The organism is Paenisporosarcina sp. P4_D4, from assembly GCF_056401835.1.
In genome coordinates, this window is record NZ_JBFUIO010000027.1 from 1 (window position 1) to 26,122 (window position 26,122).

The 26,122-nt window shown below is 41.2% G+C and carries 20 protein-coding genes and 1 riboswitch; of the genes, 1 reads left to right on the plus strand and 19 read right to left on the minus strand.

What is annotated here, in order from left to right; all coding sequences use genetic code 11:
- The 6 genes from AC1DSL_RS08540 to AC1DSL_RS08565 all read right to left on the minus strand — a co-directional run.
- Positions 1–4,647 (minus strand): OmpL47-type beta-barrel domain-containing protein (locus tag AC1DSL_RS08540; RefSeq protein WP_477531880.1); only part of this gene is annotated, 4,647 nt, incomplete at its 3' end.
- A 77-nt stretch (positions 4,648–4,724) separates the two neighbouring features.
- Positions 4,725–4,815, minus strand: a riboswitch (cyclic di-GMP riboswitch).
- A gap of 151 nt (positions 4,816–4,966) precedes the next feature.
- Positions 4,967–5,734 carry a flagellin N-terminal helical domain-containing protein gene (locus AC1DSL_RS08545; protein ID WP_477531881.1) on the minus strand — a complete coding sequence of 256 codons (768 nt, stop codon included), beginning with the start codon at positions 5,732–5,734 and terminating at the stop codon, positions 4,967–4,969.
- A 178-nt stretch (positions 5,735–5,912) separates the two neighbouring features.
- The gene (gene csrA, locus AC1DSL_RS08550; RefSeq protein ID WP_477531882.1) at positions 5,913–6,134 is read right to left on the minus strand and encodes a carbon storage regulator CsrA; all 222 of its coding nucleotides are present in this window, start codon (positions 6,132–6,134) and stop codon (positions 5,913–5,915) included.
- A 3-nt stretch (positions 6,135–6,137) separates the two neighbouring features.
- Entirely contained in the window at positions 6,138–6,587 is a 450-nt protein-coding gene (fliW, locus tag AC1DSL_RS08555; RefSeq protein WP_477531883.1) for a flagellar assembly protein FliW, read from the minus strand.
- Positions 6,588–6,844: 257 nt separating this feature from the next.
- Complete coding sequence (locus AC1DSL_RS08560; RefSeq protein WP_477531884.1) at positions 6,845–7,369, minus strand: SRPBCC domain-containing protein; 525 nt, start codon at positions 7,367–7,369, stop codon at positions 6,845–6,847.
- 686 nt (positions 7,370–8,055) lie between these two features.
- The gene (locus AC1DSL_RS08565) at positions 8,056–8,178 is read right to left on the minus strand and encodes a hypothetical protein (RefSeq protein ID WP_477531885.1); all 123 of its coding nucleotides are present in this window, start codon (positions 8,176–8,178) and stop codon (positions 8,056–8,058) included.
- 817 nt (positions 8,179–8,995) lie between these two features.
- Here AC1DSL_RS08565 and AC1DSL_RS08570 point away from each other — a divergent pair.
- Positions 8,996–10,087: a CotH kinase family protein gene (locus AC1DSL_RS08570; RefSeq protein ID WP_477531886.1), complete on the plus strand. Its 1,092-nt coding sequence runs from the start codon at positions 8,996–8,998 to the stop codon at positions 10,085–10,087.
- Between the two features lie 251 nt (positions 10,088–10,338).
- On the opposite strand, the gene glmS is transcribed toward AC1DSL_RS08570, so the two are convergent.
- The 13 genes from glmS to cdaA form a co-directional block, all read right to left on the minus strand.
- Entirely contained in the window at positions 10,339–12,141 is a 1,803-nt protein-coding gene (gene glmS / locus AC1DSL_RS08575) for a glutamine--fructose-6-phosphate transaminase (isomerizing) (protein ID WP_016429504.1), read from the minus strand.
- A gap of 1,039 nt (positions 12,142–13,180) precedes the next feature.
- Positions 13,181–13,711 carry a chromate transporter gene (locus AC1DSL_RS08580; RefSeq protein WP_477531887.1) on the minus strand — a complete coding sequence of 177 codons (531 nt, stop codon included), beginning with the start codon at positions 13,709–13,711 and terminating at the stop codon, positions 13,181–13,183.
- Positions 13,708–14,304: a chromate transporter gene (locus AC1DSL_RS08585; protein WP_477531888.1), complete on the minus strand. Its 597-nt coding sequence runs from the start codon at positions 14,302–14,304 to the stop codon at positions 13,708–13,710. Before AC1DSL_RS08585 ends, AC1DSL_RS08580 begins: the two co-directional genes overlap by 4 nt.
- Positions 14,298–15,902: a gamma-glutamyltransferase family protein gene (locus AC1DSL_RS08590; RefSeq protein WP_477531889.1), complete on the minus strand. Its 1,605-nt coding sequence runs from the start codon at positions 15,900–15,902 to the stop codon at positions 14,298–14,300. Before AC1DSL_RS08590 ends, AC1DSL_RS08585 begins: the two co-directional genes overlap by 7 nt.
- 33 nt (positions 15,903–15,935) lie before the next feature.
- Positions 15,936–16,937 (minus strand): ABC transporter ATP-binding protein, encoded by a 1,002-nt coding sequence (locus tag AC1DSL_RS08595; RefSeq protein ID WP_477531890.1) that lies wholly within the window; start codon positions 16,935–16,937, stop codon positions 15,936–15,938.
- Positions 16,912–17,916 carry an ABC transporter ATP-binding protein gene (locus AC1DSL_RS08600; protein WP_477531891.1) on the minus strand — a complete coding sequence of 335 codons (1,005 nt, stop codon included), beginning with the start codon at positions 17,914–17,916 and terminating at the stop codon, positions 16,912–16,914. The genes AC1DSL_RS08595 and AC1DSL_RS08600 overlap by 26 nt, the downstream gene beginning before the upstream one ends.
- Before the next feature lie 11 nt (positions 17,917–17,927).
- Positions 17,928–19,481, minus strand: coding sequence for a glutathione ABC transporter substrate-binding protein (locus tag AC1DSL_RS08605; RefSeq protein ID WP_477531892.1), 1,554 nt, complete (start codon positions 19,479–19,481; stop codon positions 17,928–17,930).
- A gap of 142 nt (positions 19,482–19,623) precedes the next feature.
- On the minus strand, positions 19,624–20,520 hold the full coding sequence (locus AC1DSL_RS08610) for an ABC transporter permease (protein WP_477531893.1): 897 nt from the start codon (positions 20,518–20,520) through the stop codon (positions 19,624–19,626).
- 16 nt (positions 20,521–20,536) lie between these two features.
- Positions 20,537–21,478 (minus strand): nickel ABC transporter permease, encoded by a 942-nt coding sequence (gene nikB / locus AC1DSL_RS08615; protein ID WP_477531894.1) that lies wholly within the window; start codon positions 21,476–21,478, stop codon positions 20,537–20,539.
- Between the two features lie 330 nt (positions 21,479–21,808).
- Complete coding sequence (locus AC1DSL_RS08620) at positions 21,809–22,258, minus strand: Lrp/AsnC family transcriptional regulator (protein WP_016429495.1); 450 nt, start codon at positions 22,256–22,258, stop codon at positions 21,809–21,811.
- A 158-nt stretch (positions 22,259–22,416) separates the two neighbouring features.
- Positions 22,417–23,769: a phosphoglucosamine mutase gene (gene glmM / locus AC1DSL_RS08625; RefSeq protein WP_016429494.1), complete on the minus strand. Its 1,353-nt coding sequence runs from the start codon at positions 23,767–23,769 to the stop codon at positions 22,417–22,419.
- A gap of 28 nt (positions 23,770–23,797) precedes the next feature.
- The gene (locus AC1DSL_RS08630; protein WP_016429493.1) at positions 23,798–25,081 is read right to left on the minus strand and encodes a CdaR family protein; all 1,284 of its coding nucleotides are present in this window, start codon (positions 25,079–25,081) and stop codon (positions 23,798–23,800) included.
- Positions 25,074–25,910, minus strand: a complete 837-nt coding sequence (cdaA, locus tag AC1DSL_RS08635) for a diadenylate cyclase CdaA (RefSeq protein ID WP_016429492.1) — start codon at positions 25,908–25,910, stop codon at positions 25,074–25,076. The genes AC1DSL_RS08630 and cdaA overlap by 8 nt, the downstream gene beginning before the upstream one ends.
- Between the last annotated feature and the right edge of the window lie 212 nt (positions 25,911–26,122).

Here is a 26,122-nt window from a genome sequence, read left to right on the forward strand (position 1 = left end):
ATTTACTGAATAGTACGTTGAGTCTGTACCGCTAAGTTCATCTTTTGAAGTGAACTCCACAGTGAACTCTTGGTGCCATTCGTCATTTGAATTAGAAATTGTTGCTGGTGCTGATTTGTCGATTTTGACTTCAGCTGTTTTCACTTCTTCTTTATTACCAGCGCTATCGACGCTATAAAACGTAATTACGTTGATTCCTTCTTCTTTTACAGCAACATTATTGCCTTTTGTGAAATCAGAACCATTTACTGAATAGAATGTTGTTGCTTCATCGCTTAGGTCATCTTTAGCAGTAAATTCTAGAGTAGACTCTTGTTGCCATTCAGTTGTTGAATTGGAAGAAGTTACTGGTGCTGACTTGTCGATTTTGACTTCAGCTGTTTTTACTTCTTCTTTATTACCAGCGTTATCAACGCTATAGAACGTGATTACGTTGATYCCCTCTTCATTTACAAGWAGGCTATTTCCTTCTGCAAATTCAGAACCATTTACTGAATAGTACGTTGAGTCTGTACCGCTAAGTTCATCTTTTGAAGTGAACTCCACAGTGAACTCTTGGTGCCATTCGTCAGTTGAATTAGAAATTGTTGCTGGTGCTGATTTGTCGATTTTGACTTCAGCTGTTTTTACTTCTTCTTTGTTTCCTGCATGGTCTATGCTGTAGAAGGATATTTCATTTATGCCTTCTTTACTTAATTCGAAGCTTGTACCTTGCTGGTACTCTGAACCATTGATTGAATAATAGGATGCCTGTACATCACTGAACTCGTCAGTTGCAGTTAATTCAATGATAAATTGATCATTGAACCATTGTTCTCCAACATTGGACAACGTGACAGGAGCTGTCTGGTCTAGACTAATTTCTACTGTCTGCGGGTTTTCTTTATTGCCTGCTTTGTCGATTGAATAGAAGGATACTTTGTTGATTCCTTCTTTATCTAATGTAAGTTCTGTACCAACTATATATTCTGATCCGTTAATCGAATAGTAGGTAGCTGCAACACCGCTATGCATATCATCTGATGCCAGATTTATTGTAATAGGTAGGTTGGACCAAGCTGGAGTAACGCTTTCTTTTGTCACAGGTGCAGTCTTGTCAAACTTGACGTTAATGGTTTTAATCGCTTCCTTGTTGCCTACTTTATCAACTGAATAGAAGGAAACTTTGTGGATGCCTTCCTCTTCAATTGAAATGTTAGTTCCAGCAATGAAATCACTTTCATCCACTGAATAATACGTAGTTGCCACTCCGGTTTCATTATCGGATGCTGACAATGTGATGACAGGACGCTTATTTGTCCAATCTGTAGGTGCATCAGATATAGTAACCGGTGCTTCTGTATCCACAATCAATTTGGCCAAAACCGTATTTGATGGTTTTGATTCCCCGAACGAATTACTTTGAGAAGTGACATAAAACTCATGGTTAGCATATGACAGATTGTTAATTGTGTAAGATAAGTTATTCACTTTTCCTGCCACCAAGACTGCCTTGCCATCAATGATTTCATAAATATTATATCCGTTAGCGTAAGTGACGAAATCCCAGACTATTCTAGCACTAGAATCACTCAAAACTGTCACTGTGGCCGTTGGTGGCTGCATTTCTGGATATACAATCTTTTGTGTAATGGCGTTGGATGGTTGGGATTCTCCAAAACGTGTGCTGTAGGCTCTTACTTCAAAGGAATGCGTGTTTTCGACCAAATTGTACACATTAGCTTTCAAAGCAGTTCCTTTATAAACAAGCGTTTGGCTGCCCCCTACAGTTTGGTAAACACGATATTCATTAGCCCAAGTAACGGATTTCCATGTTAACTCCACATTGTTGACATTAGTAAATTTACTAGTAAGTACAGGTGGTTCTACGACTGGCCAAATCACATTAATACCTACTATGCTGCCGACAGGTGATTCAGCGAAACGGTCACTGTATGAGCGAACCTCATATTCGTAATCCCCTTCTGGCATATCGAAAAATGTAACAGTCGTGCTAGGTACAGTTTTTGTCAAAATCAATTCGCCATTAACGTTTTGATACACTTTATAGCCGGTTGCATAAGCCACTGCATCCCATGTTAGTTTAATATCATTTCCGTTTACGATGCTTTTTTTAAGATTTCCAGGAGCCTGCATGGTTGGATATATCATCGTACCAACTATTTCACTGCCTACTGGAGATTCATTAAAACGATCACTATAGGAATGAACTATATACTTGTAATCGCCCTTAGGCATATTAGCAAATGTCGTTGATGGTCCTGTTGTTGTTTTGACTAACTCTAGCTGACCATTCTTTTCTTGATAAACTTTATAGGAAGTTGCAAAGGTTGAAGCTTCCCATCTCAACGTTAAATCGTTGCCGTTCGCAATGCTTGATGTCACATTTTGCGGAGCTTCCATCGTATGCTCATCCACAGTCACCTTTTGCAAAGTACCTTCTGTCGATTCTCCAAAACGTGAACTGACAGAATGGATTACATACATATGCTCGCCAGCAGGCACTTTAGAAAGTATGGTGGTTAATGCTGTTGGCGAAGACTTCAATACTTTCTGACCATCTACCAGTTCATATACTTTGTAGCCCGTTGCATATGAAGCGGCACCCCACGATAATACAACATCATTTCCATTTTTAATTTGATATGCAGTATTTTCAGGCGCATGCATCGTTGGATAAATCAATTTAAACGAGATTTCCGTTCCATATTCCGACTCTCCATGAGTAGTTGAATAGGAGTGAACCACAAATGTGTAATCTCCGGCAAGCGAGTTCGAAAAAGCAATGGATTCACTCGTTGGGTTGCTCTTAAATACTTTTTCCCCATTAATAATTTGATAGACTTTATAGCTTGTCGCCTTTTCTACATCTGTCCAGTTCAATTTGATGTCATTACCGTTAGTAATGGTGTGCGATAAATCCTGCGGAGCAAGCATCGTCTGGCCTTTCAATGTAAAGGACACTTTCGATCCTTCATTGGACTCACCAAATTTGGTAGAGTATGAATGTATCTCGTACACATAGTCACCTGACGGCATGTTCGCAAATGTGTTATTAGAAGCCGTTACTGTTTTCTTTAATGTTTTTTGTCCCGCTGTTATTTGGTAGATTCTATAATCCGTTGCGTACTCGGTAGTGTCCCAAGACAACGTAAAGGACGTATCCGTTTTTATGGTTTCTTTCAAGTTAGCAGGAGCCTTCATTGTTGGATGAATCAATTCAAATGAAATACTGCTACCTTCTTTCGATTCCCCAAAACGGTCGCTCAGTGAATACACCTCAAATTTATAACTACCAGCTGTTCTATTAGCTAGGGTTGCCGAGGTTCCAGTCACTGTACTCTTCAATACTTTTTGATTCTCTACAATCTGATAGACTTTATAGCTTGTCGCATTGTCCGCAGCAATCCAGCTTAAGACAACATCATTGCCATTCTGTATTTTATACTCCAAGCTGGCAGGTGCTTGAATCAGAACTTCATCAACTGTCAATTCGGCTCTGCTTCCCTCAGCAGATTCGCCATAACGAGTACTGTAAGAGTACACTTCATAAACGTAGTTTCCGGAAGGCATCTTCGAATACTTGGTTCCAGTTCCGGTTACCGTACTTTTCAATACTTTTTCTCCATCAATGATTTGATAGACTTTGTAACTGTTAGCGTACGGGACAGTATCCCAAGCCAACACAATATCATTTGTGTTTTCAAGCTTATATGTAAAATTGCCAGGTGCCGTCATTGAAACAGTACCTACAGTTACAGAAACCTTGCTGCTATCCCCAGACTCACCAAAGCGGTCACTGTTTGAACGGATCTCATATTCATAGTCTCCTGCTTGCACATTCGTTAATTTCACAGACGTACCAACCACCGTATTTTTCAAAACTGGCTGTCCATCCACGATTTGATATAGTTTATAATTTGCTGCATTTGCAGCTGCATTCCACTTGAATGTGATGTCGCTCCCATTTGTCACATAATACGTAAAATTGGCAGGAGCTTTTATCGTAGGATAAACAACTTCCACTTGAACTGATTCTGAAAGCGGAGATTCCCCATACAATGCATTTACTGCTGTAACTGCATATATGAAGTCCCCTTCAGGAGCGTTATTAACAGTGAATGTCGTTTTGTTCTGAGTAGTTGTTACTAGTGTTTTCTGTCCGTCAACTGAAAGCTGGTAAAGATTATAAGTCTCTGCATATGCAGATGACCCCCAGCTCAAGGCGATATCATTTCCGTTCTTGATTGTTTGTGTCAATGTTGAAGGGGCAATCATTTCCGGGTAAAGAATTTCTACCGATACAGGTGCACTCGGGCCTGACTCCCCTTCTGGACTCATCGTAGAAACAACATATCGAGTAGTCCCTTCAGACAGATTATTTAAATTGAAACTTGGAGAGGTGCTATTGCCAAGCAGGTTCAGCTGCCCCTCTTGAATTTCATATACATTGTATCCGGTAGCACCGAATACAGAACTCCACGTAAGTTTCACGTCATCTGGTGTCACTTGTTGGGCAGCCAGATTACTTGGCGGCAACATATTGCTGTTCGTTGCTGCAAATGCAGCTGCAAATGGGTTAATCATTTGAATCAAAAGCAGCAATAGCGCCAAATAGGACGTCAATTTAATTGTTCGATTATTCATTCCATAACCTCTCCGCTTCTTGAATTCCAAAGAAAAAGAACCTTCAACAAGGTTCATAGAATCGGTCTATGATTCCTTGTGGCAACCGGCTACCTTCATGTAAATCTACATGTTTCAGGCCCTTGGCTTTGCGTCCCATGGTTTCCCAATGGTTTGCCTTTTTCACTTGGTTTTTTATAATATATTTAAATCTTACTACCCTCTTTTTAACATCAAAATAACAGGCACAAATAACCCTTATATAAACAAAAAGACCTATATTGGGTCTTTTAAAAAAGAGACCCTCGTAAACAAGGATCTCAATTTTAAAAAGTAAAAATTAACGAAGAAGTTGTAGAACGCCTTGAGGCTGTTGGTTAGCTTGTGCTAACATCGCTTGTGCAGCTTGACCAAGAATTGAATTCTTAGTTTGCTCCATCATTTCTTTTGCCATGTCAACGTCACGGATACGAGATTCCGCAGCAGTTACGTTTTCTGCAGTAGCATTTAAATTGTTTATAGTATGCTCAAGACGATTTTGATGTGCACCAAAAGTAGATCTTGCAGTATTAATAGTTTCAATTGCTGTTTCAATTGCTGCAGTTCCAGATGTAGGAGTTAAACCTGTTGCACTAACTTGTTTTCCAACTGCGAATACATCCGTATCTAAATCACTTATTACGATATCAATTGTTCCAGCAAATACTTTTGTACCGTTAAAGCTTGTATCAGAAATAATCTTATCCGCTTGCGTTACAAGTTCAGTCATTTCAAGTTCAAGGTTTGCAATGTCTTTTACATTATAAGTACCATTTTCTTTTTGGACTGACAATTCTTTTAGACGAACTAGCATATCACTTACTTCACTCAATGCTCCCTCAGCTGTTTGAATGTAAGATATACCGTCTTGTGCATTTTTAGAAGCTTGTTCTAACCCTCGAATTTGACCTCTCATTTTCTCCGAAATTGAAAGTCCTGCTGCATCATCAGCCGCACGATTAATACGAAGACCTGAAGATAATTTCTCCATGTTTTTCGATTGCGCATTGCTTGCTGCCCCTAATTGACGATGTGTGTTAAGTGCTGCGATGTTGTGATTAATTCTCATTTTTGTTACCTCCGTGTAATGTTTTTTTGTTTTTTGCAAGTGTCCAAATCCGTTTGGACTAGCTTACATAATTTATATCGGAGGCTTTTGATAAATGTTTAGCGTTTTTTGAAAATATTTCTATAAATTTTATAAAAATAAAAAGCCCGCAAAAATCCTGCGGACATTCCCCATAATATTACTTTTTCATATTCAAGAAATCGCTCAAGTTAATGACATTCGATGTCGCTCGTCGATTCTCTTCCTGAATTTCTAGATAGACTTCCTTTCGGTGGATGGTGATATATTTTGGTGCTTTAATACCGAGTTTAACCATTTCTCCTTCAATAGCAGTAACGAAGATTTCAATGTCGTCATCAATAATAATGGATTCGCCTTTTTTTCTTCCAAGCACTAACATCTGCTACACCTGCCTTTTTTCAGCACTTTGAAATAAAGGTTGCTTAATTAGGTAGTCTTTATTATCCAATACAATTTGCATGCCAAGCTGTCTGTTGTTATTAATGACAAGTGGTGCTTTTAAGTTAGTTGTCGCATCTTTTATTTCGCCCTTTGCTGTAACCGTTGTTAAGACGATTGCATCTGTTGGATCATTCAACTCAAGTTTATCAACCATTTGATCTTCTAGTTTGATGTCATATTCCTTAAAAAATGAGAAAGGGTCTACCAAAAAGAAGTTTACTTCTACTTCCTCTATCGATTGCAGGAAGTAGAATGGGGATTCCCCTTTTTCATCAGCCGGCATCAATGCATACTTTTTATATTCCTCAAATCCTGGAATTCCTTTATTGAATGTAATGATACTGCTATCTGCTACCTCTATTTCTCCAAAACGTGTCGTTTGAATCTTCATAAGCGGCTCCTTTCATCTTGTAAAGATTTTCTATTTAATTCTATTTTTACACAAATCAGTTTCACTAGACAGCAAAACTATTTCTTGATGGTTTTTTCACATGCGGATATATGTACTTTAGTTCACTATTTCCAGGGGGATTAAATTAATGAAAACCAAAGGGATAGCATTGTACTAAACGTAAAAAAAGGCACAATTCTCATAGATGAATTACGCCTTTTAGGAAATTATTTGTTTTTGAAAAAAGCGAGAACAACTTAACGCATTTCATTCAGGAGGTCGTCGAGGCACTCGTATTGTGAGGCTACTCCTTCAACAACTCCCATTTCCATTACTTGCTGAAGTGCTTCGATGGACGCAAATTGAGAACGTGATATAAGTTTCGTCTTTCCTTCGTGTTCAACGAATTCCATTGTTATCTGCATCTCTGGCAAACTATCTACAGTATTACCTTCTTCGTCTGCAAACATGTCCATATAGACGATTTTTTCAGGTGCATTAATCTCTTGGAATACAGCTTTCCCCCATGATTCGTGGCCAAAAAAGTCACCTTGGCCCTCATCGATGCACCTCATGCAATAATGCCATACACCGTTAGGCTCAAACTCAAATTGACGATTTTCTGTTTGCCATCCACGAGGTCCCCACCATTTTGCCAAGTACTCTGAATTCGAAAACGCCTTAAATACAAGATCTCGTGGTGCATTGAACACTCTATCAATGACAAGCTCTCGCCCGTCTACACTGGCCGTGACACCATTGATTACTTTATTTTCAGACATGTTAATTCCTCCTATCAGAAATTTTTGTAACAAGTAATTAATTCGATGGTGCATCCTTCTTTTCCTTGTACATCGAATAAATAATACCTTCATGCTGTCAAAGATATTCTTGCCTATTCGTAAGCCTGACCGAATCCCTCACTCTCTGATAGAGTGGGGGATTTTTGTAATATTTTTAAGGATATCAGCTGGGGATATCAAGGATTCGCGGGTGTTTATCGAGGATTCATCTTGTGATATCTTCATTTCTGAAGGGATATCTTGAAATGTGTCTGGGTTATCTAGAAATCGAGTACTCATATCTAAAATTCACGAAATCCGCACAATTCAAACGCGCTGAAATGGTGCCATTTGCATCGCAAATGGCACGTTACTGTGGGTTAATCGCTGGAATCAAGGATTCGTCGTGTGTATTTCACCTTATTAAATAAAGCCTTTGTATAAGCAAGGCGCATTCCGCACTTCACTTTATTCACATATCTATTCCCACGATTTCATTTAAATTTGTATTACCCGGGAAATAGTTTTTAGTCCAATCATTAAACGGCTTTTTCTTTTCCAATATTTGCTCATAAAATTCTTCTTCATGGACAGAGGAACGAATAACTAAAAGTCATTCCTAATAGGTTGTCTCAGGTAAAAGACAAAAGGCATCCGGATGGTCTTAATCCGGATGCCTTTTGTAATCATGATCTGTCCAATCCATTCCATGCTTTTTCTTTCTCATCATCAAATACGCACTTGATTATTTCTTTTCTTTTGGCCAAATGCCAATTGGAGATTTGCGAAACAGTCCAAAATCGTTCCATGCAAAGACCCCAAACATGGGTCTTAGTCTAAGCCTCATCATTAATTCTACATAGCCTATAATGCAAGGAGTTGGAAATTGGTATCTTTATTGTGTATTAAAAAGTTAACCATTATTAAGAACTAGTTAACTTTATAATACTGACGCACTAAATAGTTCTTTAAAGAACTGAAAGTAGATACTCTTCAGATAGCGAAAAATCACCACGAAGATTTTTTAAAAGAACCAGTTACCGAAAAAGCCTCTTCTACAGCATCGTCGGTTGAACGAAGTGCGACGATTTCTGCTCGTGCAACATCGGTTACGCGAAGTGCGGCGATTTCTGCTCGTGCATCGTCGGTTACGCGAAGTGCGGCGATTTCTGTTCGTGCACCGTCGGTTACGCGAAGTGCGACGATTTCTGTTCGTGCACCGTCCGTTTCGACAAGTGCAACGATTTCTGCTCGTGCGCCGTCTCCGGGAAGTTCGGCGTCTTTTGTTCGAGCATCGTTCGTTACTAAAAGTATCCTGGAACATGAAGTTGCTTAACCCTCTAGAGTTAGATAGTTCGACTGCATTTTTAATGCCGTCAACATTAAAACGTGACATTTTCAAACCTCCCTTCATCTTTATATTAGAGAAAGAAAAAAATCAATTTTACTTTAATTCAAACTCGTGCTGATACACATTTCTTTCTCATATAGTAAGTTACGAAATTGTACTAATTACGGTAGAGACAAACGCATATTATTTAAAAATAAATATAATTTCGTTTCTTTTCTTGGCATCTTTTATTCTTGTTTCATACGAATATTATAAAAATGAAAGGAAGAATTCGCGTGGATAATGTCGTGGAAATACCTGTATATCAGCTTTTTATTAATCCTATCGATTTAAGGGAACTTCGAAGAGAAATTTGGACGGATGATCCCGTTTCCGCGAAGCTAACGATAAACAAAAAGAAACATGATATCGATATTGCGTATCGTGGCTCGCATATCCGGGAGTTTCAAAAGAAGTCATATCACATTTCGTTTTATAAACCAAATACGTATAGAAATGCCAAAGAAATTCATATCAACGCAGAATATAAAGATCCGTCTCTAATGAGAAATAAATTATCGCTCGATTTTTTCAATGATATAGGGTGCTTATCTCCAAAATCTCGATTTGTAAATATAAAATTAAATGGGAAAAATGAGGGGATATATTTGGAATTAGAATCAGTGGATGAATATTTCCTTGCGAATCGACAACTACCGAAAGGACCTATATTCTATGCGATTGACGGAGATGCTAACTTTTCGTTAATGAGTGATCTTGATAAAGATGTAAAAAAATCACTTAAATTTGGCTATGAAAAAAAATGTGGTACAGAACAAGATGAATTTTATTTACAAGAATTTATTATTAATATTAATACCATTTCAAGAGATGATTTTGAAAAAGAAATTGTGAAATACCTAAATGTTGATCAGTATCTTAGATGGTTGGCTGGCGTTGTTTTCACCCAAAATTTTGATGGTTTTGTTCATAACTACGCACTATACCAAAATAGTGAAACGAGACTATTCGAAGTCCTCCCGTGGGATTACGATGCAACATGGGGAAGAGATGTAAACGGGGAAGTAATGGAGGAGGATTATTTACGAATCGAAGGATTTAATACGCTAACTGCAAGAATTCTCGATGTAAAAACATTCCGCGGTCAATACAAAAACTTGCTAGAAGTCATTATAAACAACCAATTTAATGTAGACTATTTGAAACCGAAAATACAAGGTCTGCATGAATTGATAAGACCATATTTTCTTGAAGATCCCTATAAGAAAGATGATATCCTTTTATTTGATAAAGAACCGGAGTATATATTGAATTTTATTGAAGCACGGGCGAATTATATTAAAGGGAAATTAGATACATTAGATTAAGTAGTTTCATCCCTTACACCACCCTCCTATATTTGGTAAGGGGTGTTCTAGTTGAATCAAATTACTAGTAACACCAATAATGCTCCTAGTATTTTTACCCCTAACTCCTTCATGTAGTAATAAAACTTTATTAAAAATTTCCACTGAATCTAACAACACAAAAAAGACCCGATCCAATAAAAAATGGACCGGGTCTACTTGCGTAGATTTATTGTGAACTTACTCTTGTTCGGCTTTTCAGTTTCTAGTATCTATTCAACCGTAACCGACTTCGCCAAGTTACGAGGTTTATCCACGTCACAGTCACGGTGAAGTGCTGCGTAGTAGCTGATCAGTTGTAAAGGAATTACCGAAACAAGTGGAGTCAACAATGGGTGCACTTTTGGCAGTACCAATGTGTCGCCTTCTTCTTCCATGCCTTCCATCGCAATGATACATGGGTTTGCGCCACGTGCTACGACTTCTTTAACGTTTCCACGGATGTTCAAGCTTACTGCTTTTTGTGTCGCCAATGCAAATATCGGAGTACCATCTTCAATTAGAGCGATCGTTCCGTGTTTCAATTCGCCACCTGCAAAGCCTTCAGCTTGGATGTATGAAATCTCTTTTAGTTTCAATGCGCCTTCCATGCTGACACAGAAGTCCAAGTTTCGGCCGATGAAGAATGCGTTTCGAGTAGTTGATAGGAAGTCACGAGCGATTTGCTCCATTTCTTCTTTTGAATCAACCATCGCTTGAACGGCATTAGCTACGATACCAAGTTCTTTAACGAAATCGAAATCTACTGTACGTCCCGCTTTTTTAGCCGCTACTGCTGCAGTAAGAGCAAGTACAGCGATTTGTGCTGTGTAAGCCTTCGTTGACGCTACAGCGATTTCAGGACCTGCATGCAATAACAATGTGTGATCTGCTTCACGTGAAAGTGTAGAACCTTGTACGTTTGTTACTGTTAACGTTGGGTGGCCCAATTCTTTGATTTTCACCAATACTTGACGGCTATCCGCAGTTTCACCAGATTGAGTGATGAACATGAACAATGGTTTTTCAGATAGCAACGGCATGTTATAGCCGAATTCACTTGAAATGTGAACTTCTACTGGAATACCCGCAATTTTCTCGAAGTATTCTTTTCCTACTAAACCAGCATGATAGCTAGTTCCTGCTGCAATAATATACATACGATCCGCTTCATTTAAAGCAGTCAAGATTGCTTCATCGATTTCAAGCTCGCCTTGTTCGTTCTGGTAAGCTTGGATGATTTTACGCATAACAGCCGGTTGCTCGTCAATTTCTTTCAGCATGTAATGTGGGTATGTGCCTTTTTCGATATCGCTCATATCCAGTTCAGCTGTATAAGCTTGACGCTCTACTACCGAGCCATCTAATTTTTGAATTTCAACAGACTCTTTTTTCACAATAACCATTTCTTGATCATGAAGCTCTACATATTGGTCTGTTACTTGTAACATCGCCATTGCGTCAGACGCTACAACGTTGAAGTCGTCACCAAGACCAACTAATAATGGGCTCTTGTTTTTCGCAACATAAATTGTTTGTGCTTCTTCTGAATCCAATAGCGCGATTGCGTATGATCCGTGCAACAAGCCAAGTGTATGGCGGAATGCTTCACCAGTAGTCATGCCGTCTTTAGAGAATTTCTCAATCAACTGAACAATGACTTCTGTATCCGTGTCGGACTTCATTTCCATGCCAGGTAAATATTCTTTTTGAAGCAAATGATAGTTCTCGATAACTCCGTTATGAACCAGCGTATAGCGACCTGATTCACTTTGGTGTGGATGGGCATTCAATTGGTTAGGGACTCCGTGAGTCGCCCAACGCGTGTGGCCGATACCAGTTTTTGCATGCACATCATTTTCTACTGCTTGACGTAAGTCTGCAATGCGTCCTTTTTCTTTGAATACAGTTACACCATCTTCATTGCGAACGGCAATACCAGCTGAATCGTAACCGCGGTATTCCAATTTTTCCAACCCTTTTAATAAAATTTCTTTTGAATCTAACTCTCCGATGTATCCTACAATTCCGCACATAATTTAAAATCCTCCAATAATTTAATCATAATAAAATAAGCGTTCTGCTAAGCGTGCAGACGCTGTTCGTGTGCCCTCTTCTTCCTTTAATCGCAAAATCACTTCTGCGGTTTAAGAATCAGAATTACGACCGGGCATCGCGGCCGGGAGGTATCCGCCGAATCTTCGATACTCCTCCTCCTCGTCTGCTGAAGATCCATTTCCGTCCGATTTCTTCAGCTCAGGCGCTATCATTGTTTTCCGATTTTTTTGACGTGCGTAAATTCACTCCTTCTGCACGGTAACGTTAAAGTAGTCAGTTGTCAATGACTTACAATTCACGTCAGCACACCTATCATACTGAATTCACATACATACGTCAATACAGTACATACCCTCAATATATTCCAAAGAAACATGAAAGTCTAAGAAAACAGCCTTTTAAAATTTACCATCCGTTTTTCCTAGTTTAATTAAACATTTTATATATTCTCAATGACCATTTTTCACCAGGTATCTTGTTATGAGATGGCCTTTCAATCATTCTTAAATAACAATTCTCCCCATTTTCCCGGGACACGAGCAGTTCGAGGAAGCAAGTAAATGAACACCGGAGTGCACTAAAAGTGCATGAGGATGTGAGTGAGCGCAGCTGACAAAGAAATGCGACGTGTAACACACCATTTTTCCGAGACACGAGCAGGTCGCGGAAGCAAGCGAGCGAACACCGGAGTGTACATAAGTACATGAGGATGTGAGTGAGCACAGCTGACAAAGAGATGCGACGTTGTAGCACCCATTTTCCCGGGACACAAGAAGTTCGAGGAAGCAAGTAAATGAACACCGGAGTGCACTAAAAGTGCATGAGGATGTGAGTGAGCGCAGCTGACAAAGAAATGCGACGAGTAACACACCATTTTCCCGAGACACGAGCAGGTCGCGGAAGCAAGCGAGCAAACACCGGAGTGTACATAAGTACATGAGGATGTGAGTGAGCGCAGCTGACAAAGAGATGCGAAGTGTATCGGGAAAATGGAAAAGAGCCGCATCTCTGCGACTCTTACAAACCCGTTATAGCACCAAATACCAACGCCAACGCAATGACAAAAGCGGGGTGCAACTTCACTTTTTCCAATAGAACGAAACTTGCCGCCATCAAAAACAAAGTATAACCGGGACCAACACCTTCAACTGATTCCTGCGCAAACTGGATGGTCATGAAACCTAGCAAAACAGCGATAACTGGTCGAATAATCTTCGTTAAGTTTTTCACTTCCGGTTCGTCTTTGTACTTAAGCAGGATGGCCATCATGCCAATCATCAGGAGTAAAGACGGGGCGACGCTCGCGAACATCGCGACGATAGATCCGAGCACTCCCGCTTCCGTGTACCCAATATACCCCGCCATTTTCGTAGCAATTGGACCAGGCAAGGAATTGCCAATCGCGACCACTTCACTAAATTCCTGCGTGGTTAACCATTCATAATTCCCTACCACTTCATGCTCTACTAATGGAATCGAAGCTGGTCCTCCACCATAACCGAGGATACCAGGAATGAAAAATGCCAAAAACAAGTGCCAATAAATCATGCTTTTTCCCTCCTTTTCAGGAGCGGTGAAAAGACGATAAGGATACAAACCAAAATGACAATAGCCGGATGGATTTGCAAACCTTCTATTAGAATGCCGGATAACACGATCAATAATATGGCGCGCATCCAACCGAGAGTTTCTCCTGATTTCTTAACAAAATCCCAAGTCAATACGGCAAGCATGACCGCAACAACCGGTACGACGGACGCTGACATATGTTGAACCCAGGGAATATCTTTATATGTTTGCAATAATCCTAAAAAAACAATCATCAATACAACTGTTGGTATGATAGATGCCACAAGGGCAATCAAGCATCCCCAGACACCCGCTATCCGGTAGCCAATATATCCAGCGATTTTAGTCGCAATGGGACCTGGCAACGTGTTGGCAAGAGCTAAAGTGTCGCCGAACTCGTCATCCGTCATCCATTCATATTTTTTCACGACTTCCTGATGGACCAATGGAATAGAGGAAGGACCCCCTCCAAATCCAAGCATGCCGGTGCGAAAGAAAGCCAGCGCGATATTGCGGTAAAGACCACGACGTGGACGTCCCGTAGCGTTCTTCACCCCAGCACGTTCTACCAAGCCGCGATGGCTCCGTCTGTTCGGGATTCTGTGCCACCTTGAAGCACACCCGTCTCAGGGTTTCGCCAAATTATTTGCCCACGTCCAAAACTGCCGCCATCGGATGTTACGTGAATGTCATGTCCTTTTCTAACCAAACTCTGAACCAAGTAGTTCGGAAACTCCGGTTCTACGTGGACAGTCTTTCCTTTCATCCACTGCCAGCGTGGCATATCCAACGTTGCTTGCGGATTTAATAGGAAGTCAACTGTATTTGTGACCACTTGGAAATGCCCTTGGGGTTGCATGTATCCCCCCATCACACCAAACGGTCCAACAGCCTGACCATCTTTCGTCAGGAAGCCAGGAATAATCGTATGGTACGTTCGCTTGCCTGGCTTCAGCACGTTCGGATGTGTTTCATCCAGTGAAAAATCATGCCCTCGGTTTTGCAGTCCGATGCCTGTGCCTGGAATCACGATACCCGAGCCGAAGCCCATATAGTTACTTTGGATGTAAGAAATCATGTTTCCTTCGTCATCCGCAGCGGCTAAATAAACCGTTCCGCCTTTTGGCAACTCATACGGTTCAGGGTTTGTTGCAGTCTCCCCAATGACACCTGCTCGTTTTGCAGCGTATTCATCTGACAGCAGATGTTCGACACTTACAGGCATTGCTTCAGGTTCTGTAATGAATGCCTGGCCATCTGTAAATGCCAGCTTCATCGCTTCGATTTGTCGGTGGAATGTGTCCGCATCCTGCCAAGCAGGTGGATCAAATTGCTTGAATACGTTCAACGCCATCAACGCAACCATTCCTTGCCCGTTCGGTGGAATTTCCCACACATCGTAACCTCGGTAGTTTGCTGAAACAGGCTCAACCCATTGCGGTTTATATGTAGATAAATCTTCTTTTGTTAAGTATCCGTCATGCTTTTTGAAGAATGCATCGATTTTGTCGGCAATTTCGCCTTCGTAGAAATCACGCGCATTCGTTTCACCAATTGCACGCAACGTTTTTGCATGGCCTGGTGAAGACCAGACTTCCCCGATTTCAGGCGCACGACCGTCCGGTGCGAACGTTTCGAACCAGGCAGCAAATTCTTCGGCCGTGAACGTTTCTTTGTACTTCTTATAGGCAGCTTTCCAATACTTGCCGAGAATCGGTGACAATGGATAGCCTTCTTCTGCGTATCGAATTGCTGGAACGAGCACGTCCTTTAATGAAAGTTTCCCGAATTTCGCGGACAATTCAGCCCACGCAGCTGGAACCCCAGGAACCGTCACTGGAATGACGCCAAAAACGGGCATTTTTTCATGCCCTTTATCGCGGATGGCTTCAGCAGAAATCGATTGCGGTGCAGGACCGGAGGCATTCAGACCATGCAACTTGTCCTTTGACCATACGAGGGCAAATGCATCGCCACCGATACCGTTTGAAGTGGGTTCTACTACAGTTAATGCGGCAGCTGTTGCAATGGCAGCATCAATTGCATTTCCGCCTTTCTGCAATATTTCAAGACCAGCCTGTGCTGCAAGTGGCTGTGAAGTGGCGACCATGCCTTTTTTCGCGAATACCGTATGTCGCTTCGCAGCAAATGGGTGGTGTAAGTAATCCATGATGTTCCCCCTTAAGTTTGGTCAGTTCAATGTTTAAATTTTTGTTCCTGAAAAATGACAAGCAGAAAAATGAGCTGGTTCTACTTCTTGCCAAGCCGGTTTGTCGACTTTGCATACTTCCTGCGCAATCGGACAACGTGTGTGAAATGGACATCCACTCGGAGGGTTTGCCGGATTTGGCAAATCACCCTGCAAACGAATCCGCTTAGTATTTTTTTGAACAGATGGCCTCGGAATGGCGGAAAGCAGAGCCTGCGTGTACGGGTGCAATGGATTAGCAAACAAATCTTTTACCGTGCCGAGCTCCACCGTGTTGCCCAGATACATAACCAAGACCCGATCACAGAAATAACGGACAACGCCCAGGTCATGTGAAATAAATAAGTACGACAGCTGGTATTTTTCTTGCAGCGACTTCAATAATTTTAACACTTGCGCCTGGACTGAAACATCCAAAGCCGAAACCGCTTCATCACAAATGACAAAAGAAGGATTCAAGGCAATCGCACGCGCAATGCCGATTCGTTGCCGTTGTCCGCCACTGAATTCATGCGGATACCGTTCAAAATGTTCTTCTTTCAATCCGACTTCTTGTAGTAAATCCAATACACTCGCTCGCTTTTCTTTTGCAGACATGTTTGTATGCATTGTAAATACTTCTTCCAATGCATGACCGATCCGTTGGCGTGGATTTAGGGACGCATATGGATCTTGGAAAATCATCTGCATTTCTTTGACGAATTTCAATTTTTCTTTACGTTTTAAATCTTGTATTTCTTCGTCACGAAAGTGGATTTTTCCTTCCGTCAATTCTTCCAGTCCTAAAATGGCTCTACCCAGAGTTGATTTTCCACAGCCCGATTCGCCAACCACTCCCAGACTTTCCCCTTCAAACAATTGAAGTGACACATCTTCTACAGCTTTCACGTGGCCTTGAACGCGTTTCAAAATACCGCCTTTAATAGGAAAATACTTTTTCACGCCTCTTAATTCAAGGAGAATTTTCGGATTAGATTTGGGCGACAAGGTGACCATGCTTAACCTCCTCCACTTCTTCGTGCAACCAACAACTGACGACATGTCCTTCATCCGTTTTAAATTCAGGTGGTGTCAGTTCCCGGCATTTATCAGTCGCAAATTTACATCGCGGATGGAAACGACATCCTTGGATGTGTTCCTGTAAACTCGGAAGGGACCCAGGAATCGGTTCCAACTCAAAATCAGAATCATCAATGTTCGGAACTGAATTCAGCAAGCCAATTGTATACGGATGTTTTGGATGATCAAATATTTCAGTGACCGTGCCTTCCTCCACTTTTTTACCTGCATACATGACCATCACACGGTCAGCAACTTCAGCGACAACGCCCATATCATGGGTAATCATCATAACGCCCATATTCAATTTTTCTTTAAGGTCATTAATTAAATCCAAAATTTGAGCCTGAATGGTGACGTCCAATGCAGTAGTAGGTTCATCTGCAATGAGCAGGCCAGGATGGCAGGCGAGGGCAATGGCAATCATGACTCGTTGTCTCATCCCCCCACTCAGTTCATGTGGGTATTGATTCATACGTTTCTCCGGATAGGGAATGCCGACTTGCTTCAATAACTCTATGCCTTGTTTCGTCGCTTCACTTTTGCTGACTCTATGATGCAAAATGAGTGGTTCACGCAATTGGTACCCCACCGTCAATACTGGATTCAATGCGGTCATCGGTTCTTGGAATATCATTGAAATTTTCGTGCCACGCATTTTTCTCATTTCTTCGTATGGTAGATTATGAATCGGCTTTCCTTCGTACTTCACTTCTCCGCCTGCGATCTTTCCATTACTCGGAAGCAGTCCAATGACAGATAGGGACGTAATACTTTTCCCGCAGCCTGATTCACCAACGATACAAAGCGTCTCCCCTTTCGCAATGGAAAAGGAGACATCCCGCACAGCTTGGACGTTGCCGTCCGCTGTGCGAAATTCGGTTACCAAGTGATTCACTTCGAGTAATGTCTCCATATCATTTCCCCCTACTTTCTTGAAACTTTTTTCAAGGACCACTTACCATTTGGATCAATTTCAAGACCAGAATAATTTTTATCCAGCGCTGCCGTTACAATCCCGTGATACATTGGGATGACAACATTTTCATCAATCATTAAATGATTGGCTTCATCTAGAATTTGCAAACGCTCATCCTGGTCAATCGTTGTACGCGATTGAACAACCAGTTCGTCAAATTCCGGATTGCTGTATTGAGAACGGTTAGATGAACCAACGTTATCACTATGGAAGTTCGGATAAAATAATTCAGAACCATCTCCCGTTACATTTGACCAACTCAAGAAAGTAAGGTCATAGTCTCCCGCGCGAGCTGTATCCAAGAATGTTGCCCATTCCATCGATTCAATCTCTACTTTGAATCCTGCCTCAGTTAATTGAGCTTGTACGATTTCAGCCATTAAGATGAAATTGTCGCGATTAGCAGTTAATAATTTTATTGGTTTGTCCCCGTATCCATTTTTCTTAACTAAGGCTTTTGCCGCTTCAACATCATACGCTGTTCCTGCTTTGTCTGCAGATTCATTAAAGCCGAATACTTGCGGCCCGATAACACTATCACTTCTTACACCTAAACCATTCAGTTTCGAAACAAATGCATCACGATCTACTGCTAATGCAACTGCTTTACGGAACTCAGGATCTTGGTTTCTCTCAAGTGAATGGTTGAACGTTAAGTAATAAACACTCGTACCATCTTTCTTTTCAATATTGATGTTATCCATTGATTCCAATCGCTTCACTTGCTCTGTTGGTAAATTATCGATGAATTGAACTTCCCCTGTTTGTAGCATGGAAATCGCAGTTGAAATTTCCGGAACGACTTTTAGCATAACTTTCTTTAATTCCGGTGCCCCATCCCAATATTCTTCATTTGCTTCTAATTGAACTTTATCTCCAGGTGTCCAACTAACAAACTTGAATGGACCCGTTCCAACTGGATCTTTCATTAAGTCTTGTTTCTTGTCGGCAGTTGGGCTGACAATCGCTGCATTTGTATGTGATAAAGCCGCTAAGAACGGTCCATACGGATACTTTGTTTTAATTTCAACCGTGTGTTCGTCTAATACTGTAATCGTATCAACCGGTTCCAATAATGATGCACGTGGTGCAGCAGTTGCTGGATCGCGAAGTTTATCAAATGTATATTTTACTGCTTCAGCATTAAAAGGTGTGCCATCGTGGAATTTGATACCTTCTTTTAATTTAATGACCCATGTGTTTTCATCAGGGTTTTCATATGATTCAGCAAGCAAAGGTTCAAATTCCTTTGTATCTCCGTTACGAGTAAATAGTTGCTCATAGACATGCTCCGTGATATTCGCGGATACTGCGTCGTTCATTAAGATCGGTGATAACCCGACAGCATCTGAAGTCGATGCATATGTGAATGTTTCATTACTTGCAGATCCACCACTTGATTTCCCATCAGAATCTTTAGGTGCTGATGCGGATTCCCCCGAGCAAGCTGCAAGTACAAGCATTACCATTAACATGATTGAGTACCATACTATTTTCTTCATTCTTTTTCCCCCTGCTCCATTATTATTGATGTCTGGCAATACACGACAGTTCGCACTTCAGCTTTAGTCCCTCATGCGAAAGCAAGCTTTCGAATCGGTTCTTCAAGCGCCGGCGCCGAGCTAAAGTGGCGCGTTTCGCTTTTCATTGAATATCCATATTCGGATCTAACGCATCCCGCAATCCATCACCGACAACATTGAATGCAAAAACCGTCAACATAATAGCAACACCTGGGACGATTGTTAAATGAGGCGAGGTCCACATATAATCTTGACCTTGTGCAATCATGGCTCCCCACTCAGGTGTGGGAGGCTGAGCGCCCAGTCCTAAATAACTGAGTGCAGCTGTGGATAATATCGCCGTAGCCATTCGCATCGTCGCGAATACAATGATCGGTGCGAATGCATTCGGTAAAATGTGACGGATCATAATTCGAAAATCAGATGCGCCTAATGACTTCATCGCCATGATGTATTCTTTCTGTTTAATGGAAAGAACCGAGCCTCGTACAATACGGGCACATGTTGGAATGGACCAAATACTGATTGCGATGGCGACATTGACCAAATTCGTGCCCAAAATTGCGATAATCAACATCGCTAGCAATATCCCTGGAAACGAGAACAATAAATCAACAATGCGCATGATGACGCCATCCAATTTTTTATAGTACCCGCCGAGCAATCCAAGCGTGACACCCCCAATCAGACCGAGTGATACGGCCATGATGCCTACAAGCAAGGAAATTCGTGCACCGTAGACAATTCGTGCCCACACATCCCGTCCATAGTTGTCAGTTCCTAACCAATGGCCATCTGAAAACATTGGCAATTCGCTTGCCACCAAGTTTTGTTTGATGGGATCATGGCTCGCAATAAGTGGTGCAAAAACTGCCATTCCGATTTGTAAAAGGATGATGAACAATCCCGCAACTGCTAACTTATTTTTGAACAATCTTTTTAAAGTAGTCATATAAACTTTTTCTTTTTTCTTAACAACCGGCAAACGTTTCTCCGTCGTCAGGATTGCATTCGTCATATGGTATCTCCTTTCATCAGTCGTAGCTGATACGTGGATCGATAAAGGTATAAACAATATCTACGATTAAATTTACGACCACAAACAGAGTGGCCACTAACAGCACAGATCCTTGAACCATAGGGAAATCTCTCATTGCGATTGAATCAATCATTAACCTTCCTACACCATTGATGGCGAATACTTTTTCAGTAATGATTGTTCCCCCTAGCAAAAATCCAAAGTTAAGTCCGATGACTGTGATGACTGGAATCATGGCATTTTTCAGCGTGTGAATCCAAATGACGTTTCGTTCTTTCACACCTTTCGCCCTTGCTGTCCTAACGTAATCAGCTTTAATCACTTCAAGCATGGAAGACCTCGCCATTCGTGCAATCATAGCTGCGGAGCCCGTACCAAGAGTAATTGCCGGTAAAATCAATTGTTTGAAGCCGTCAACCGTGTAAAAAGGTTCGGAAAGTCCACCTACCGGAAGCCATTGCAGATTTACTGCAAACACTAAAATTAACAGTGTACCTAACCAAAAGTTCGGAATGGAAATGCCTGCAAGCGCAAACGTGGTTGACGTGACATCCAGCCATGAATTATGTTTGAGTGCTGATATCAACCCTGCAAATATCCCAATGACTACCGCAACAATCATACTGGCAATCGCAAGTTTTAGTGTATTTGGAAAACGGATTGATATAGCCTCTGAAACAGCTTGCTTTGACTGATAGGAATAACCAAAATCCCCTTGAGCTGCATGTTTTAAATACCTTCCATATTGAACAAGGAATGGATCATTTAAGCCAAGATTATCTCGGATGGCTTCCAAATCGGTTTCAGTCGCCGTAGGTCCGCCCACCATCGTGGCTGGGTCGCCAGGAGCTATGTACATGGATGAAAAGACAAGAAAGGAAATTCCTAGTAATAAAAAAACCAGTTGTATCCCTCTTCTGACAATCAAAGCTATCATTTATTCCCCCACCTTCTTACAATTGTTAATTGATTTTTTTAATTTGATTAACAATTGGTTGTTATTTGTTAAATGTGATTATAGAGCATTGAGAATTAAAAATCTACATGAATATTCAAATAAATTATAATTTTTCATTTTTTATATTCCTTTCGTTAATAAATAGTGATTATCTCCTACATAACGTAATTCGTTTTAGAAAAAATCAATCAAATTGTTAGTATCGCCTTATTAAAACGATGAAAACGTTTACAATCATTTCGTAAGTTGAAATTTCTATACAAAAAGACCCCTGACTTTTCATAAGAAATGTCAGGGGTCTTTATTTTGTTATAGTTTTAATCCGCTTCGGCTCTTGAAGCGTCTTAATAATATGTGGCTTTCCACACGCGTAATGCCTTCCAATGCGTACAATTCTTCGTTGATGAACTTTTCTAGATTGGAGAAATCATCCACCAAGACATGCATATGCAGGGTTGAAGGTCCGGTCATTTGATAACAGCTCGCAACACTAGGGTTATCAGCAAGTTTTTCAGCCACTTCCACAAGCGAAGATGGTTCACAGTCCACTTCAAAGAAGCCAGATACACTTTTACCAACTTTCTCCGAGTTGATTACCACCGTGAAACGTTCAATGACTCCCGCTTCTTGCAACTGGTGTACACGTTCGCGCACAGCAACGCGTGATAAGTTCAATTCTTTACCTATATCTACATACGATAAGCGTCCATTAGCAATCAATAATTCTAAAATACGTTTATCTGTAGCATCTAAACGCATGGGCCACCCACTTTCCACCATTGTATTGGTATTATACGAAAAGAATTAGCAGCTGGGAAGAAAAATAATTAATATTCTTACGATTTGTTTTTAAACGGGAATTTATATACACAGAACGACAGAAGACCAACTTCATAGAAGCTGGCCCTCCAAATAAATTATTCTGCTAGTCCCATTTCAGTACGCACAACTTCAGCAATGCGTTCCACATATCGTTCGCAATCTTCTTGCGTTGACGCTTCAACCATGACACGCACCAATGGTTCAGTACCGGAAGGACGTACCAACACGCGGCCATTGCCAGCCATTTCTTGCTCAACTTCCGCAATGACTGCCGCCACTTTTGCATTATCCGTTACGCCATGTTTGTCCGTGACACGTACATTCACAAGTTTTTGTGGGAAAATCGTCATTTCAGCTGCAAGTTCAGACAGCTTCTTGCCTGTAATTTTCATGATGTTCACCAATTGAAGACCCGTTAGTAAACCATCACCTGTTGTATTATAATCCAGGAACACGATGTGTCCTGATTGTTCTCCACCTAAATTGTAGCCATTGTTTTTCATTTCCTCGACAACATATCGATCACCAACCGCTGTTTGCACGCTACTCATACCATGAGATTCAAGCGCCTTATAGAAGCCCATGTTACTCATAACTGTAGAAACAACTGTATCGTGCTTCAAACGGCCTTCACTATGCAAGTGCTTCGCACAAATGTACATAATTTGATCGCCATCTACGATTTGACCTTTTTCATCCACTGCAATCAGACGATCGCCGTCTCCATCAAACGCAAGCCCTACATGAGCTCCTTTGTCAACGACAAACTTAGCCAATACTTCAGGGTGAGTAGATCCGACACCTTCGTTAATGTTCAAACCGTTCGGTGATGCACCCATCGTGGAAAGATCCGCATCCAGGTCAGCAAAAACATGAGTTGCTAAAGAAGAAGTAGAGCCATGTGCGCAGTCCAAAGCAACATGGATGCCAACAAAATCTTCATCCAACGTTTGCTTTAAGTAACTGATGTATTTTTGTCCACCTTCAAAGTAGTCCGTAACAGATCCTAAATTGCCGCCAACCGGGCGTGGCAATTCATCCACTTCTGTATCAATAAGCGCTTCGATTTCCGCTTCTTGTTCATCAGAAAGTTTGAAGCCATCAGAACCAAAGAATTTGATTCCATTATCTGCAACCGGGTTATGTGAAGCTGAAATCATGACGCCCGCTTCAGCACTCATCACACGCGTTAAGTAAGAAACACCTGGCGTACTGATGACGCCTAAACGCATAACTTCTGCACCTACAGATAAAAGACCAGCAACCAGTGCACCTTCCAGCATATGACCGGAGATACGTGTATCACGTCCAATCAAAACTTTCGGACGACTTGTAGCTTCTTTTGTTAAAACGTATCCACCGATACGACCTAATTTAAATGCTAATTCTGGTGTAAGCTCGCTATTCGCAACGCCTCGTACCCCATCAGTTCCAAAATATTTACCCATTTATCTATTCTCTCCTTCAAATCCAAACTTAAGCTCGCACGACATCCACTGTGACAGAAGGTGAAGACACCGTCCAAGTCACGTTTTCAGGACCTTCAACGGTGACAACCAAAAGATTTTCACCGTTTTCAGCTGTGCTTGCATCTACATATACTTGAAAATCCTTCGCACTCAAGGTGTCAATATATGGACTTTCTCCTCGTACAGTCAAGAGGACTTGACCACTTTCAGGTTGGCTGAATGCGTAATGATCCTTTTCATTCAACCCTTTGACTTCTACATTAACATCCGCGAATTCACGGGATTTTGTTTTAACTTCGTTATCTTCTTCAGCTGGCACTTGGCCGGACTCTTCCACCGACTCTTCTTTAGGTGCTGGTGTCACATCAACAAGTACTTCCAGTTGAGATTCAGAAAGTCTCGACACACCTTTAGGTACCGGTAATTTCAATGCGAGTTCTTTTGATTCTTCAAGCTTACTCACATCTACGTCCACCTTGATTGACTCCAATGCATCGACAACCGCTCGGTTTCCGTACACACGTACATACTCAAATGATGGCGTTAAATCATTAATTATTACGCCTTCTTTAGGTGGCCCGATTTGCCTTAAAGCAATGGGTACCTCTTTGCTATATTCTTCAATGTTAACCGTGACGTCCACTTGAGCAGGTTCAATGGTCACATTCAATTTGGATAAATCCTTATCCAATACTTTTACGCTCGCTTCTTGCGTGAATGTTTTATTGAGTCCTGGCTCTCCCCCGACAGTTGCTTTTACAAAACTGATGCTTTCAACTACACTTTTCGCTCCCGTTATCAATACACGTTCAGGGTTCGTTTTCATGCCCGTCACGATAAAGTCTTCAGCCAGCAATCGTTCGTTAAATTCAGCATCTACCCGCATTTCCCGGGTTATTTTCTCTTCAATACTCACTTCGATATAAGAAGGATCTAAGGTGACTTCAAGTTTTTCTGACACGTTCTCCACTTGGAGCATGACATTATGCTGACCCATATTCAAATTGCGTAAATCCACAAAGACGGTGAAATCTTGCAACTGTTTTGCTGATTGTACAATCGACGTAGGTCCTTCTATCGTTACATCAACTGTTTCTGGAACTCCCGTGACCACTAAGTTCTCATCATCATAATAGACTTCCACCGGCACATCGCGAATAATATCCGTCATGTTCCCGTTCGTTGATGCATTCAAGCTTTCTTCATCGGATTTAATTGTCAAGAACAAAAGCATGGCAAGAAGTAGCGCAGTGATTCTCAAAAACCAAGGGCTATTCATCATTTTATCCATTCTTTTTCCCCCTCCACGTCCATTTAGAAGTGCTAACCATTTCAGGTTCAGGTCCAAACCACACTTTACGCAAGCGTGTTTCAAATTCTTCAATGGATAGATTTCTGTGAAGGTCTCCGTTAGACGTTAAACTAACCGCTCCCGTTTCCTCAGATACAATAATGGTAATGGCATCCGTCACTTCGCTTATACCCAGTGCCGCACGATGACGTGTACCAAGCTCTTTCGAAATGAATGGACTTTCAGATAACGGCAAATAACAGGCAGCAGCCGCTATTTTATTTTTTTGCATAATAACCGCTCCATCATGAAGTGGCGTATTCGGTATGAAAATATTAATCAATAATTCCGATGTAGTTTCAGAGTTCATTTTAATACCCGTTTCAATGTACTCCGTTAACCCTGTCTCGCGTTCAATCGAAATCAACGCACCAATTCGGCGTTTTGCCATATAGCTTACAGATTTCGTCATGGCTTCAATTAATCGATTTTGCTCTTCTGCTTCTTGAAGGCTCGTGCGGGCGAATAATTTACCTCGACCTATCTGTTCGAGTGCACGTCTTAGCTCCGGTTGGAAAATAATAATAATGGCAAGAAAGCCCCAGTCAATGATTTTTTGCATCATCCAACCAAGTGTATCCAATCCAACTGTTTGCGTTAGCACCCGGACAATGATGATTACAAAGATTCCTTTTAATAATTGGACCGCTTTCGTTCCTTTTATCAAAGTGAAGATCTTATAAATGACAAACCACACGAGTAACACATCAAGTATATTAACGAGCACGTTTACCGGCGTCAAATCGGTGAATTGGTCAATAAACGGCATGTGGCATCCCCCACTTTTCATCACATATTCATATGGAATCAGTATAACATAAACATCCAGCCTTCTGCCTAATAGCGCAACGCTTCAAGCAAGATTGACACTTATAGCGCATGGATTTTGGCCTATGCGTGTTTTGGGGACTTCTATTCGCTCTTATTCCATTTCTATTCGCGTTTCATTGACTTCTATTCGCTTTTCCACAACTTCTATTC

Bases quoted from the DNA above. Each gene is read 5' to 3' on its own strand.
- AC1DSL_RS08545 (WP_477531881.1), bottom strand. From the start codon at position 5,734: ATGAGAATTAATCACAACATCGCAGCACTTAACACACATCGTCAATTA.
- csrA (WP_477531882.1), bottom strand. From the start codon at position 6,134: ATGTTAGTGCTTGGAAGAAAAAAAGGCGAATCCATTATTATTGATGAC.
- fliW (WP_477531883.1), bottom strand. From the start codon at position 6,587: ATGAAGATTCAAACGACACGTTTTGGAGAAATAGAGGTAGCAGATAGC.
- AC1DSL_RS08560 (WP_477531884.1), bottom strand. From the start codon at position 7,369: ATGTCTGAAAATAAAGTAATCAATGGTGTCACGGCCAGTGTAGACGGG.
- AC1DSL_RS08565 (WP_477531885.1), bottom strand. From the start codon at position 8,178: ATGGAACGATTTTGGACTGTTTCGCAAATCTCCAATTGGCATTTGGCC.
- glmS (WP_016429504.1), bottom strand. From the start codon at position 12,141: ATGTGCGGAATTGTAGGATACATCGGAGAGTTAGATTCAAAAGAAATT.
- AC1DSL_RS08580 (WP_477531887.1), bottom strand. From the start codon at position 13,711: ATGATTTATTGGCACTTGTTTTTGGCATTTTTCATTCCTGGTATCCTC.
- AC1DSL_RS08590 (WP_477531889.1), bottom strand. From the start codon at position 15,902: ATGGATTACTTACACCACCCATTTGCTGCGAAGCGACATACGGTATTC.
- AC1DSL_RS08595 (WP_477531890.1), bottom strand. From the start codon at position 16,937: ATGGTCACCTTGTCGCCCAAATCTAATCCGAAAATTCTCCTTGAATTA.
- AC1DSL_RS08600 (WP_477531891.1), bottom strand. From the start codon at position 17,916: ATGGAGACATTACTCGAAGTGAATCACTTGGTAACCGAATTTCGCACA.
- AC1DSL_RS08605 (WP_477531892.1), bottom strand. From the start codon at position 19,481: ATGAAGAAAATAGTATGGTACTCAATCATGTTAATGGTAATGCTTGTA.
- AC1DSL_RS08610 (WP_477531893.1), bottom strand. From the start codon at position 20,520: ATGACGAATGCAATCCTGACGACGGAGAAACGTTTGCCGGTTGTTAAG.
- nikB (WP_477531894.1), bottom strand. From the start codon at position 21,478: ATGATAGCTTTGATTGTCAGAAGAGGGATACAACTGGTTTTTTTATTA.
- AC1DSL_RS08620 (WP_016429495.1), bottom strand. From the start codon at position 22,258: ATGCGTTTAGATGCTACAGATAAACGTATTTTAGAATTATTGATTGCT.
- glmM (WP_016429494.1), bottom strand. From the start codon at position 23,769: ATGGGTAAATATTTTGGAACTGATGGGGTACGAGGCGTTGCGAATAGC.
- AC1DSL_RS08630 (WP_016429493.1), bottom strand. From the start codon at position 25,081: ATGGATAAAATGATGAATAGCCCTTGGTTTTTGAGAATCACTGCGCTA.
- cdaA (WP_016429492.1), bottom strand. From the start codon at position 25,910: ATGCCGTTTATTGACCAATTCACCGATTTGACGCCGGTAAACGTGCTC.